This window comes from Chrysiogenia bacterium, assembly GCA_020434085.1.
In the GTDB taxonomy this organism is placed as follows: domain Bacteria; phylum JAGRBM01; class JAGRBM01; order JAGRBM01; family JAGRBM01; genus JAGRBM01.
The window spans coordinates 1-13,249 of sequence record JAGRBM010000528.1 but is presented as its reverse complement, the minus strand read 5'-3'; the positions used below and the strand labels follow the sequence as shown (position 1 = coordinate 13,249).

The following is a 13,249-nucleotide window of genomic DNA, read 5'->3' as shown; positions in this document are numbered from 1 at the left end:
CGCGCCGGGCTCGCCGCCGCCGACTGGGTGATTACCACCGGCGGCATCGGCGCAACTCCCGACGACATCACCCGCGCAGCGGTGGCCAAAGCGCTCGGCTTGCCGCTTGAATCCCATCCGGAGGCCGTACGGGAGCTGCACGCCTACTACGGCAAGCACATCAACGAGGTGCGTCTTTCTCTGGCGCAGATGCCCGCCGGTGCCGAGCTCATCCACAACCCGGTCAACCGCATCCCCACCTTCCGCGCCGGACGCGTGATCGTGCTGCCGGGGATTCCCTCGCTGGTGCGGGCGATGTTCCCCTCCCAGCAGAGCGTGCTTTCGGGCACGCCTTATCTGAAACACCACCTGGAGACCCACGTGGGCGAATCCCACCTGGCCGCCACGCTGGCCGAGGCCGAAACCCGCTTTCCAGCCGTGGCATTCGGATCCTACCCGGACATTGACTCACGCCCCATGCGGGTCAGACTGGTCCTTCGGAGCAAGCGCCGCGAGGAAATCGACGCGGCGCGTGACTGGCTGACCGAGCGGGTCGCCCAAATCGAGCGAAACCTTTGAGCACAAAGACGCATCCATATGGCAGCGAGACGGCCGGTCCCCAGCAGGTGCTGCTGGAGGGCCTCAAAGCCGGCGATTCGGCGGCCTACGAGCAGCTCTTGGCCGACTACCAGGACAAGATCTACCGGCTGGCCTGGCGCATGACCCGCAACGATGCGGATGCAGAGGAAGTGGTCCAGAACGTGTTCCTGCAGATCTTCCGAAAGATCGATACCTTCGAGGGCAACTCCTCGCTCTCGACGTGGATCTACCGGGTGACCTCCAACGCGGCGCTCATGCTGCTGCGCTCGCGCAAGAAGAACACCGATTCGCTCGAGGACGCCTTCCCCCGCTATCTCGAGGACGGCCACGTCGAGGACCCCGAGCCCGCCTGGGGCAATCTGCCCGAAGAGCGGCTGCTCTCGGACGAGGCGCTCGGCAAGGTCGATGACGCCGTGGCCAGGCTGGCCCCTGAATACCGCGCGGTCTTCGTCCTGCGCGACGTGGAGGGCCAGAGCACCGAGGAAGTGGCCGAAGCCCTGGGGCTCTCGGTATCGGCGGTAAAATCGCGTCTGCACCGGGCCCGGCTATACTTAAGGAAGCGACTGGGTGATTACTTCGCCACTCAGACAACGACATGAGCAACAAAGACAACAACATCGTCGACATGAACGACCTATCGAAACGATTCGAGGACCGCATCCCCACCTGTAAGGAGATGGTCGACCTGCTCAACCTGTATGTGGACGGGGAGCTTGATGAGAAGACCCGTGCGGCATTCGACAAGCACTTTGAGCTCTGTCCGCCGTGCGTGGATTTTCTGGCGAACTACAAGAAGGCCATCGACCTGGGCAAAGTCGCCGCCCGAAAAGAAAGCGCTGAAGAACTACCCTGCAGCGTGAAAGAGCACCTCCGCTCCTTCCTCATCAAACACGGCATCCCTCTCAAGAAGAACAACGACTAAAGATTCTTCCGCCTATGCCACCGGTTGCTGGCGGCGCAGATCGAGTTCCTTCATTTTCAGTTGCAGACCCTTGCGTGAAATGCCGAGCTGGCGCGCAGTGCGGGTAACGTTCCAGTTGGTCGCCTGCAGGGTGCGCAGGATGATTTCCTTTTCCACCCGGCGCGAGGCGCTCTTCACCGCATCCTTGAGATTGCCCTGAAGCGCCGCGCGCTCGACCGCCTCGTCGGAGAGGCGAACGTCCTCTGCCAGATCGCCGGTGGCTTCCATGGTGCGCAGCTCGGGCAGGTCGCTCGCTTCGATCACCTCCCCATCGGAGAAGAGCATTGCGCGCTCCATCACGTTTTCGAGCTCACGAATATTGCCCGGCCAGTTGTGGGCTTCGAGCTTGGCCATGGCATCGTCGGAAATGCGCTGCACGTTTCGGCCGAGGCGATCGTTGAAGTGCGTGCGGAAGTGCTCGACAAGCGCCGGGATGTCGCTGGCCCTCTGGCGAAGCGCCGGAAGCTGAATGGGAACGACGTTGAGCCGGTAGAAGAGATCCTCGCGGAAGCGCCCCTCGCGCGCAGCGGCGGCCAGGTCACGGTTCGTCGCGGCAATGAGTCGCACGTCCACCTTGGTGGATGAAACAGCCCCCACCCGCTCGAACTCGCCGTCCTGGAGCACGTGGAGCAGCTTTACCTGCATCTCGGGCGTGACCTCGCCGATCTCGTCGAGAAAGAGCGTGCCCCCGTCAGCCAGCTCGAAGCGGCCGGGCTTGCTGGTCACGGCGCCGGTGAAGGCGCCCTTCTCGTAGCCAAAGAGTTCGCTCTCGATGAGCGTCGAGGGAATGGCCGCGCAGTTGATCTTCACAAAGGGCTTGTCGGCGCGGTCGGAGTTCTCATGGATCGCGTGGGCGACGAGTTCCTTGCCCGTGCCGCTCTCACCCGTGAGCAGCACCGTCGAGGGGCTGCGCGAGACCTTCGAGATGACATGGAAGACTTCGCGGACCTTGGGGTGCTCGCCCACGATGCTGGCGCAAACGGCCTCGCCGCCCGGGGTGAGCGATTCGGCACGCGCGTCCACGGTGCGCAGCGCCTTGGCCACCACCATGCGGATTTCGTCCTTGTCGAATGGCTTGCTCAGGAAATCCAGGGCGCCGTTCTTGAGCGCTTCCACTGCGGCATCGACCGTTCCGTGCGCCGTGAGCATCACGAAGGGAAGCTCCGGCCAGCGAAGGCGCACTTCCTTGAGCAGCGTGTTGCCGTCCATCTTGGGCATCTTGAGGTCGCTGATGACGACTTCCACCGTCTCGGAGTCGAGCACGCCCAGCGCCTCGACGCCGTTGGCGGCTTCGAGCACTTCGTAGCCTTCTTTCCTCAGCAGCGCGCCGAGTACTTTTCGCAGGTTGGGCTCGTCGTCGACGAGCAGCAGGGTGTAGTCCTGTGGATCAGGCATGTATCAGGTGTCCTAACCGGTCTTGGTGTCGGGCAGAATAGACCAGAAATCCGCCAAGGCGAACGTCCGGGCCCTGCCCGCTTCAGGCTTTCTGTGCAGCCGCGCTGGGATGGGCGATGACCTCGGCCCCCTCGGCATCCGGCGCCAGCACCACGGGCGCCGCCCGCAGGCGCACGCGGAACTCACTGCCCTCACCGGGGGCGCTGCGCACGTCCATGCTGCCGCCGTGTCCCTCGATGATTCGGTGGCAGATCGAGAGCCCCAGCCCGCTGCCGCGTTCGCGGGTCGTGAAGAAGGGCGTGAAGATGTGGCTTCGCGTCTCTTCGTCCATCCCGGGCCCGTCGTCGGTTACCGAGAACCAGACCCACGCCCCCGCCGGATCGGCACCGGTGCGCACCCACACGTTTCCGCCCTCGCTCAAAACGGAGGCGGCATTCTGCACCAGGTTGATGAGCACCTGCTTGATTCGGTTGGGATCGGCCAGCGCCATCGGGAGCCCCTCGGGGAGCTCGGCGTGGATCTTCACCTCCGGGTCGCTCTTTTCGAGTTCCATCTGCCGCAGGATGCGTGCGCTCAGATCGCTCAGATCCACGGGCTTGGTCCGCAGCACCGGCTTTCGCGAGTAGTCGAGAAACTCTTCTACAACGCTGGAGAGGCGGTCGGTCTCCTCAATGATGACGTCGAAAAACTCGCGGGCGTTGCCCGAGACTTCGACCTCGTCTTCGAGGTACTGCACCGCGCCCTTGATCGATCCCAGCGGATTGCGGATTTCGTGGGCCAGGCCGGCGGCCATTTCGCCCATGGAGGCAAGGCGCTCGCGCTCACCGAGTTCCTCGTTGGCGCGGAAATTTTCCAGAAGGATGCTGGCGGTATTCGCCACGCTCACAAAGGCACGCACCTCTGACTGGGCATAGCCTTCCAGTGCGCGCTCGTCCTGGAACCCGAAGAAGCCGATGCACCCTTCGGCGCCCAGCAGCGGAACGAGAAGCTCGACGTTGAGGGTTTCCATGGCAGCGAGCAGATCGTGCACCTGCTTGCGCTTGTCGGCACCGATGTCGCGTTCGGCCAGGGATTCCAGGTCGTCACGGATGAGCGGCGCCCCGCGCTCGGAGAGCGCGGTGATGATCGGGTCGGCGCTCAACGTGTCCGGCAGCTCCGCAATCTGCGAGCCGCGCGCGCCGGCAAAGACGTATTTTCCCAGCCGGTGGTTCCAGATGTAGGCGCACACGTCGGTCACGCGCATCAGGCGCGAGAATTCCTTGAGCATGAGCTCGATCAGCTCTTCGGGGCGGTGGGTCTTGAGCATGCGCTGGCCGAGGATTTGGGCGATTTCCTTGATCTCGTAGGTGTTGCCGAAGAAAACGCTCTCGATCTTTCGCTCGAGATACCCGCGCACCGGCCGGTAGAGCACCAGCAGGGCCAGCGAGGCAATGAAGATGTAGAGCACCCCGGCGGCCAGCGAGTCACCCGAGAGCTTGACCAGCACGACATGCAGCACTGATAGGATGCCGCCCGCGATGCCGAGCAGTACCGTGCGACCCAGGATCTCCTGCATTTCCAGCAGGCGGTAGTCGAGAATCGAGAGGTAGACGAAGTAGAGGTAGCAGGTGAGCGCAATGGCCGTGATGCGCGGCTTGTCGAAGCTGATCCCAAGCTTCACCCACAGGGCCTCGGCCAGCAACGCGGCGACGACCACGATCATGCCGTTTCGCAGATACCGGATGCGGATCTTCTGCACCGCGCGGGTCTCCAGGTCGCACTGGCGATGGAGCATGTAGGCGCAGTAGAGGATCGTGGCGCTCAGGTAGATCTGGGAGAAAAAGATCAGGACGTTGAGCGCCCCGGCCCCCAGGACCGGCATGGGTTTGTTGGGCAGAATGAGCGCGAAGATGCAGAGCCCGATGCTCGCCACCAGCGAGATCTTCCGGGCCTCGGCCAGTGCGGGGGCTTCCTCGTAGAAAAAGCGCCGCATCAGGTGAATCGCCGCCGGCGGAATCCAGAAGGACGAGAAAAGCAGATAGCGCAGCACGAGCGGCCGCCAGGTCAGCAGGTAGGCAAAATAGCCCAGGTTCCACGCGGCCAGCGCCACGGTAAAGAGCAGGAAGGCGCGGTGCGTGGGGTGCTGCTGTCGCCGGACGATCACTGCAACGGCCAATGCCGAGCAGAGCCCGGCCGCGATCAGTGATGCATGTGCTGAAAATTCCATAGCGCCTGCACTCAGTTTGCCACAGAGCGCTTCATCGGCGCAAAGCCAAGATGACTGAAATGACTGGGGAAAGCGCGAAGCCGCTTACGCACTTCGCGGCAGAGTGAAGACAGCCGAATCAGGCAGGCGCGCCCAGGAAGCGGGTCACGGTGGTTTCGATCATCTCGATGGTAACGGGTTTGCGAAGGAATTCGTTGCAGCCGGCCTCGATGGCCTTCTGCTGAATGTCGAAGGCCGAGCACATGATGATGATCGTGTCCTTGCCGTTCTCGAGCTGGCGGATGTGCTGGACGGTCTCGACACCGTCCTGGCGGGGCAGGTGGTAGTCCATGATGATCATGGCCATGGGCTCACCGGCGACGATCTTCTCGGCAAGCTCACCGGTGCTGGTGGCCTGAACGTCGACGTCGGGGCGCCGCTCCAGAATTCGCCGGAACAGCAGGCGAATCGTCGCATGATCCTCCACGATCAGGATCTTCTTTTTCGCGTCCGCCATGGCGCGGCCTCCCCCTAAAATTGCCCTTAACAGGCAGGAAAATTACTTGCCAGCGAGCATACGGTCAATTGCTGCCTGCATCTGGTCTACCGTAGCCGGTTTCTGCATGAATGCATTGGCCCCGTGGGCCCCTGCCTCGCGTCGCAGATCGAAGGCCGAGTAGATCAGGATCTTCACGTTCTTGCCATTGGGACGCTTGCGCATTTCGTCCAGAACGTGCATTCCGTCCATTTTGGGCATCATGTGATCAAGGATCACCAGCTCGGGTTCGAAACGGTCGAAAATCTCGAGCGCGTCCTTGCCGTTGAGTGCAGTCTCAATGGACGCCTCGGTCGAATATTTCATCTGGAAGTAGCGCTTGAGCAGCGAAACCAGCGTGGCATCGTCGTCAACTACCAGAATGCGCATGTGAAAATGGAGACCCGCTCAGGCGTAGTCGCGGGGCTCAACGCGACCCAGGCGACGGGCGATCTCGTCACGGTATTCAATGCCCGGCAGATCGCCGCTGCGCAACCAGTGGAGCAGGCAGTATTCGAAGTCGTTGGCCTGTCCGGCTTTTTCGTAGTCGGCTGCCAGCGCATCGAGGCGCATCCCGAATTCTTCGGCGTTGTGGGCCAGCTCGGTGGCCTGAATGAGCGCCTGGATGACCGGCGGGTTGTTCCTGGGTGAAGGCATCGAAACTCTCCTCAAGGTGCATTGCGCTGCCCCCACGAGGCGGCAGTGCCAGCGGCGCGTAGTATAGGGAGCCCCCCGCGGGGACACAACCCGCGCTCGACGCGGGGAATCGGCCCCTCAGGGAGTTCTGGGACCCGCCTCAGGCTGATTTTGTGAAACCCCCGCAGGCAGTGGGGCATCCAAAACAAGCAAGTCCAGAGCGCAGCATCGACGGGCAGAGTCGCCAGATTGTGACCCGTGCGGTTTGCGGTCGCCCGATTGCGGCGAATATAGGGAATACATGGTCTCGACCAATCCAGGCTCCAAGCCGACGCAGCAGAGCGACGCGGCGGCAGAGATCCCGTCGAGTGCGGGGGCCTTCATGGACGTGCGCTCGCAGAGCCTCAAGCTCTGCGAACCGCTCGAAACCGAGGACTACGTCCTCCAGAGCATGCCCGATGCCAGCCCCGTGCGCTGGCACCTGGCGCACACCACCTGGTTCTTCGAGACCTTCCTTCTCAAGCCCTTTGCGCGCGATTACACGAGCCCCGATCCGAATTACGAGTATCTGTTCAACTCCTACTACAACGCCGTGGGAGAGCAGTATCCGCGTCCCAGGCGCGGCCTGCTGAGTCGTCCCACAGTCGCCGAAATCCGCGCGTGGCGCGCGCGGGTCGATGAGCAAGTAGCGACCCTGCTCAATGCGCCCCCGCCGGAGCACGCAGCCGAAATTTGCCGCATTGCCGAGATCGGCCTGCACCATGAGCAGCAGCATCAGGAGCTGATGCTCACGGATCTCAAGCACGCCTTCGCCCAGAATCCCCTGCGCCCGGTCTACACCCCGCGCGAGGAATGCGCGCCGCGTGATCCGGCGCCGCTCTCGTGGCAGGCCTTCCCCGAGGGAATCCGGGAGATCGGTTACCGCGGCGCCGGCTTCCATTTCGACAACGAGGCCCCGCGCCACCGCGTCTTTCAGGAAGCCTTCGACCTGGCGAGCCGCCCGGTGAGCAACGGCGAGTTCATCGCCTTCATCGAGGACAAAGGCTACGCGCGCCCCGAGCTGTGGCTCTCCAATGGCTGGGCAAAGATTCAGGAAACGCGCTGGAATGCGCCGCTCTACTGGGAGCAACGCGATGGAAAGTGGTGGCACTACACGCTGGCCGGGTTTCGAAAGCTCAATCCCGCCGAGCCGGTCTGCCATGTGAGCTACTACGAGGCCGACGCGTATGCCCGCTGGGCGGGCGCGCGTCTGGCACGAGAGGACGAGTGGGAAGTGGCCGCCGCGGAGCTTCCAGTCACCGGGAATTTTGCGGACTCGGCGCGCTACGCCCCCTCGCCCTGCCCGGCCGGCGAGGGACTCCAGCAGCTCTTTGGCGACGTATGGGAATGGACGGCCAGCCCCTACGTTGCCTACCCCGGCTACCGCCCCGCAGGGGGCGCGCTGGGCGAATACAACGGCAAATTCATGTGCGATCAGTGGGTGCTGCGCGGCGGATCCTGCGCCACGCCCGGCGGCCACATTCGCGCCACCTACCGGAATTTCTTTTCCGCAGACGCACGCTGGCAGTTCTCGGGAATTCGCCTGGCGCGCAATGCGCGCTGAGCTTTTTCAACTGCTGATCCGAAGGGAGCCCCCATGTCCGTTGCAGCCGCAAAGATCGAAGTCCATGACGTCGCCCCCGAGCGCGAGGAGTTTCTGGGCGAAGTGATGGAGGGGCTCTCACGCCCGCAGAAGACCCTGCCCTGCAAGTATTTTTACGATGATCGCGGTGCCGCGCTCTTCGAAGAGATCTGCACCGTCGAGGAATACTACCTCACCGACGCGGACCTGGAGGTGATGGAGGCGCGCGCGGCGGAAATGGGCGCGCTGATCGGTCCCAATGCGCTGCTGGTGGAATACGGAAGCGGCAGCGGCCGCAAGACCCGCTACCTGCTCGAACACCTGGAGGCGCCCGCGGGCTACGTGCCCGTCGACATCTCACGCGAGCAGCTCGAAGAGACCGCCCGCACGCTGGCCGGCGATTTCCCGCACATCCGCGTGCTGCCCGTGTGCACCGACTACACCACGCCCTTCGCCCTGCCCCGGCCCAAGCCGGCGCCCGCGCGCTCGGTGGCATTTTTTCCGGGTTCGACCATCGGCAACTTCGAGGCGCCGGCGGCCGAGCAGTTCCTGCGCCACATTGCGCAAACCTGCGGCAGCGGCGGCGGCCTGATCATCGGCGTGGACCTGCGAAAAGACCCGCAAGTTCTCGAGGCCGCCTACAACGACGCGCGCGGCGTGACGGCGGCGTTCAATCTCAATCTGCTTGAGCGTATCAACCGCGAGCTCGGCGCCGATTTCGATCCGGGTGGCTTTGCTCACCAGGCAATTTTCAACGACGAGATGAGCCGGATCGAGATGCACCTGCGCAGTCTGCGCGACCAGCACGTCCGGCTTGCCGGAAAGAGCATCCATTTTGCCGCCGGCGAGAGCATCTGCACCGAGTATTCCTACAAATACGACCTCCCGCGCTTTGCCGCCATGGCGGGCCGCGCGGGATTCGAGGTCGAGCAGGTCTGGACCGACAGCGCCGGGCGCTTCAGCGTCCAGTATCTGGTGGCGCGCTGAGCAGAAGGGCGAGATTTACCTCGCCCCTGCGCGCCGGATGAAGAAACGGGGCGAAGCCCCCTATTTCATTGCGATGTTCTGATGGATGCGCTCGGGGTCGAGCACGTGCAGGAAATAGGTCCGGGGCTCATCCGCCGGGGCTTCCAGGGGTAGCTGCTCGCCCCCTTCCACTTCCAGCAGGACTCTGGCGCCGGGCGCCAGGGTGATCCGGTGGTTCTCAAGCACCTGCCCCACTGCGAGCACGCTCTTCTGGCTGGGCAGCGCCCCCAGCAACTGGGCGCCGCCGCTGATTTCGCGCACGCGGGCCGGCGCGGCCATGTGAATGGAGTGAAAAGGCGGCATGTCCCCAAGCCTGCGTGAGCGGGACCCTGTTGGTCAAGCCTACCTGCCTCGCGCGCACTGCCCACAAAAAAAGAGCACGGATGCTTTCGCATCCGTGCCCATTGCCATGAACACCACGCCGCTAGGCGGTAGGTCCCCGTGTCAGTTGCGATCGGATGGAATTTGCCATCGCTCTCGCAAGGTGCGGGTTGGGGTAGCCGACGGCGGTGATGTTGAGTTCACCAGCATGCTCGTCGCTTCGGTAGACGACTGTTGCCGCCTCCCCTTCCCGCGTCGTCAGGTGAAAGTGGTATCCCACTTCTCCGTCCACCTGACTTTCTACCACATCCAGCTCCAGCAGCGCCACAATCTCTTCCCCCCCGGATTCGATCGGCCCTTCGAGGCGTTCAGGAAAAGAAATCAACTACAGCCGCTGGTCGCTCCGCAGTTCGCACATTTATAGCACGCGCCCGAGCGATACATGATCGTTCCGCACACGTGGCACGGCGGCGCGTCAGTCTGGTTCTGGAAGCCGGTCTTCGACTCGATCTTCTGACCGCTTCCCTCAACCACCTGCAAGAGCGGCAGGTTGCCCTGGGTGTCGGGGACAGGTGTTTCCTCGGCAGCGGCCAGCGCGGCGATGCGCTCTTCGGCGGTCTGCGTGCCCGCGCCCTTGCCCTTGAGGAACTTCAGGTCCATCCAGCGGAAGATGTAGTCCATCACGCTCTTGGCAAAGCGAATGTCGGGATTGTCGGTCATGCCCGAGGGTTCAAAGCGCGTGTGGGAGAACTTCTCCACCAGCGTCTGGAGCGGCACGCCGTGCTGCAGGCCCAGCGATACCGACATCGCGAAGGAATCCATGAGGCCCGAGACGGTGGAGCCTTCCTTGCTCATCTTGATGAAGATCTCGCCCGGGGTGCCGTCGTCGTAGAGGCCCACACTGACGTAGCCTTCGTGGCCCGCGACCGAGAACTTGTGGGTGCGGGCGGCGCGCTCGTCGGGAAGGCGGCGGCGCACGCCGTAGGTGGCCTCTGCCTTCTCTTCCTTCTTCTTGTCCATGGACGTGTTGAGCGGCTGGGTGCGCTTGCAACCGTCGCGGTAGACCGCCAGGGCCTTCAGGCCGAGCTTCCAGCCCATGATGTAGGCCTCGGCGATGTCGTCCTGGGTCGAGTGCGAGGGCATGTTCACCGTCTTGGAGATGGCGCCCGAGAGGAAGGGCTGCACAGCGCCCATCATCTTGATGTGGCCGCGCCAGTCGATCGAGCGCAGGCCGTTGGCCGGCTTGAAGGCACAGTCGAAGACGGGCAGGTGCTCGTCCTTGAGGTTCGGCGCGCCCTCGATCGTGTCGTTCTTGTCGATGTAATCGGTGATGTCATCGATTTCCTCGTGGGTGTAGCCGAGTTTTTCGAGCGCCTGGGGCACGGTCTGGTTCACGATCTTGAGCAGGCCGCCACCGACGAGCTTCTTGTATTTCACCAGCGCGATGTCGGGCTCCACGCCGGTGGTGTCGCAATCCATCATGAAACCGATGGTGCCCGTGGGCGCCAGCACGGTGGCCTGCGCGTTGCGGAAGCCGTTCTCCTCACCCAGGTCGACGGTATCGTCCCAGATGCGGCGGGCGGCTTCGATCATCGGCGCGGGCACCAAGTCGTCGTCGAGCTGATAGGCCGCGTCACGGTGCATGTGCATCACGCCCATCATGCTCTTCTCATTCTTGGCGTACCCCGCGAACGGGCTCTTTTCACCGGCGATGAGGGAGGACTGCAGGTAACCGGCGCCGTGCATGATCGCCGTGATGGCGGCGGCGTAGGCGCGGCCCTCGTCGGAGTCGTAGGGAAGACCGCGGGCCATGAGCAGGGCGCCAAGGTTGGCGTAGCCCATGCCCAGCGGACGGAACTCGTGGGAGTTCTTGGTGATCGCGGGCGTCGGGTAGGACGAGCGATCAACCACCATTTCCTGCGCGGTAATCGTGATGCGGCAGGCGTGCTCGAAGGCTTCGACGTCGAACTCACCGTCTTCGGTGCGGAACTTCATCAGGTTGAGCGAAGCCAGGTTGCAGGCGGTATCGTCGAGGAACATGTACTCCGAGCAGGGATTGGACGCGTTGATGCGCGCAGTTTCCTTGCAGGTGTGCCACTTGTTGATGGTGGTGTCGTACTGCATGCCCGGGTCGCCGCAGATCCACGCCGAGTCGGTGATCTCGTGCATGAGCTCGCGGGCTTTGTACTTGTCCATGACCTCGCCGGTGCGGACGGCCTTGGTGAACCATTCCTGATCGTTGACGACGGCGTGCATGAACGAGTCGGTCACACGCACCGAGTGGTTGGCATTCTGGAAGAAAATGGAGTCATAGGCGCCGCCGGGGACGTTGAAGCCGCCGTCGTAGCCCGCGTCGATGAGCGCCCAGGCCTTCTTCTCTTCGGTGGCCTTGCTCTTGACGAACTCCATGATGTCGGGGTGATCGGCATTGAGGATGACCATCTTGGCCGCGCGGCGGGTCTTGCCGCCCGACTTGATGACGCCCGCAAAGGAATCGAAGCCCTTCATAAAAGAGACGGGGCCCGAAGCGGTGCCGCCGCCCTGAAGGGGTTCCTTCGAGGAGCGGATGCTCGAGAGATTCGAGCCCGCGCCCGAGCCGTATTTGAAGAGCATGCCCTCGGTCTTGGCCAGATCGAGAATCGCGCCCATGGAATCTTCGACGGAATTGATGAAGCAGGCCGAGCACTGCGGGTGCTTTTCGGCGCCCACGTTGAACCACACCGGCGAGTTGAAGCTCATCTTCTGATGGAGCAGCAGGTGGATGAGCTCTGCGCGATAGATCTCGGCATCTTCGTCGGTCTTGAAGTAACCGTCGGCAATGCCCCAGTCGACGATGGTGTCGGCCACGCGGGAGATGAGCTGGCGAACGGAGGTCTCGCGCTCGGGCGTGCCCACGTTGCCACGGAAGTATTTCGAGACGACCACGTTGGTGGCGGTCATCGACCAGGAGGAGGGGACCTCCACGCCTTTCTGTTCGAAGACCATGTTGCCCGAGGCATCACCGATCGAGCAGTCGCGCGTCTCCCAGTGCACCTGGCTCCAGACGTCCTCGCCCGCAACGGTGTTGCGGCGCGCGAAGGTCAGACCGGCGTCGGCCTTGACCGCGCGGGCGCTCTTGCGGCGCTTCTTCGTTGTCGATTTTCCACTGACCTGGCCCATGGGCTTCTTCGCCTCCGGCTGTGCCTTGGTCATTTTAGCAGGATTTCCCTTGGTCTTCCGAGACTTGCGCGTAGCCATTGCTTCCCCTCTACTCACTTCCTGTGCCGCCCCAGGCGGCTGGTCGACTCTGCCCTCTCACAAACCCGGCGCCACCGGGGGCGCCCGCTTCCCAATCACGGCAATACGAAACCGAAGTCTCGGGGACCTGATCTCCAGAAAATGCCTTGCGGCGGGTTCCTGGAGACGGCTCCGAACCTTTGGGGCTTTTGCCTCTGCTCAAGTGGGAAATCCGTCGCCGGACCGGGCAGCTCGACTGAACTGCCTCCCCCCTGAAAGCCCCCGGCGCTCATGCCGTGAGGGTTCCCGGTTTATCCCACCCCGAGCCGACATGTCAACCCATAAAACCACAAGATGTAGTGGTACGTGAGTCACCTGCCCACAACATGTACCGCTTCCTGTGGATTCCCTGTCAGGAAAAGTGGATAAGTTTCAAGGGGTTACGACCATATGTTGCCATACATGTGCGTTAAGTCACATATGTCATTTGCCCCGCCTTTTTCGCTTCGCGGCCGTGACAGTTTGGCCAACTCTCTTATGGAAGTGGGTAAGTACGTGATTGCGGTACGGAATTTGGCGCCGGCGACTGTACGATCTGGTCCAGGAATTCTTCTTGCCTGGGCCCTCCACGTGGGGCAATACAAGGACGGCCGCAAGGCGAACGAGGCACCCATCCGCGTGAGTGAGAAATCCACCGACTTATCCCCAAAGATTATCCAGACGTTATTCACATACGTCTCTTTGATCGTTGGTTCGTTTATTTTTGGGACGCTG

At 62.9% G+C, this 13,249-nt stretch carries 13 protein-coding genes; 5 read left to right on the top strand and 8 right to left on the bottom strand.

Annotated features, from left to right (window positions below; all coding sequences use genetic code 11):
* The 3 genes from KDH09_17725 to KDH09_17715 form a co-directional block, all read left to right on the top strand.
* Nucleotides 1-558: competence/damage-inducible protein A (locus tag KDH09_17725; GenBank protein ID MCB0221542.1), on the top strand; the 558-nt coding region annotated here is incomplete at its 5' end.
* Nucleotides 555-1,178 (top strand): sigma-70 family RNA polymerase sigma factor, encoded by a 624-nt coding sequence (locus KDH09_17720; GenBank protein MCB0221541.1) that lies wholly within the window; start codon nt 555-557, stop codon nt 1,176-1,178. The genes KDH09_17725 and KDH09_17720, both read left to right, overlap by 4 nt.
* A complete protein-coding gene (locus KDH09_17715; GenBank protein MCB0221540.1) occupies nt 1,175-1,501 on the top strand; it encodes a zf-HC2 domain-containing protein in 327 nt (108 codons plus the stop codon). Before KDH09_17720 ends, KDH09_17715 begins: the two co-directional genes overlap by 4 nt.
* Before the next feature lie 12 nt (nt 1,502-1,513).
* On the opposite strand, the gene KDH09_17710 is transcribed toward KDH09_17715, so the two are convergent.
* From KDH09_17710 to KDH09_17690, 5 genes are all read right to left on the bottom strand, one after another.
* A complete protein-coding gene (locus KDH09_17710; protein MCB0221539.1) occupies nt 1,514-2,935 on the bottom strand; it encodes a sigma-54-dependent Fis family transcriptional regulator in 1,422 nt (473 codons plus the stop codon).
* Between the two features lie 82 nt (nt 2,936-3,017).
* Nucleotides 3,018-5,141, bottom strand: a complete 2,124-nt coding sequence (locus KDH09_17705; GenBank protein MCB0221538.1) for a hypothetical protein — start codon at nt 5,139-5,141, stop codon at nt 3,018-3,020.
* Nucleotides 5,142-5,259: 118 nt separating this feature from the next.
* Nucleotides 5,260-5,637, bottom strand: coding sequence for a response regulator (locus KDH09_17700; GenBank protein MCB0221537.1), 378 nt, complete (start codon nt 5,635-5,637; stop codon nt 5,260-5,262).
* Nucleotides 5,638-5,679: 42 nt separating this feature from the next.
* Entirely contained in the window at nt 5,680-6,045 is a 366-nt protein-coding gene (locus tag KDH09_17695) for a response regulator (protein ID MCB0221536.1), read from the bottom strand.
* An 18-nt stretch (nt 6,046-6,063) separates the two neighbouring features.
* Nucleotides 6,064-6,312, bottom strand: a complete 249-nt coding sequence (locus KDH09_17690; protein ID MCB0221535.1) for a hypothetical protein — start codon at nt 6,310-6,312, stop codon at nt 6,064-6,066.
* A 280-nt stretch (nt 6,313-6,592) separates the two neighbouring features.
* Between KDH09_17690 and egtB the strand changes: the two genes are divergently transcribed.
* A complete protein-coding gene (gene egtB / locus KDH09_17685; protein ID MCB0221534.1) occupies nt 6,593-7,894 on the top strand; it encodes an ergothioneine biosynthesis protein EgtB in 1,302 nt (433 codons plus the stop codon).
* 33 nt (nt 7,895-7,927) lie between these two features.
* Nucleotides 7,928-8,899, top strand: coding sequence for an L-histidine N(alpha)-methyltransferase (gene egtD, locus KDH09_17680; GenBank protein ID MCB0221533.1), 972 nt, complete (start codon nt 7,928-7,930; stop codon nt 8,897-8,899).
* A gap of 60 nt (nt 8,900-8,959) precedes the next feature.
* Here egtD and KDH09_17675 read toward each other — a convergent pair whose 3' ends face one another.
* The 3 genes from KDH09_17675 to KDH09_17665 form a co-directional block, all read right to left on the bottom strand.
* Nucleotides 8,960-9,241: a hypothetical protein gene (locus KDH09_17675; GenBank protein ID MCB0221532.1), complete on the bottom strand. Its 282-nt coding sequence runs from the start codon at nt 9,239-9,241 to the stop codon at nt 8,960-8,962.
* 121 nt (nt 9,242-9,362) lie between these two features.
* The gene (locus tag KDH09_17670) at nt 9,363-9,587 is read right to left on the bottom strand and encodes a hypothetical protein (protein MCB0221531.1); all 225 of its coding nucleotides are present in this window, start codon (nt 9,585-9,587) and stop codon (nt 9,363-9,365) included.
* Between the two features lie 53 nt (nt 9,588-9,640).
* Nucleotides 9,641-12,418 (bottom strand): vitamin B12-dependent ribonucleotide reductase, encoded by a 2,778-nt coding sequence (locus KDH09_17665; GenBank protein ID MCB0221530.1) that lies wholly within the window; start codon nt 12,416-12,418, stop codon nt 9,641-9,643.
* Nucleotides 12,419-13,249: the final 831 nt, after the last annotated feature.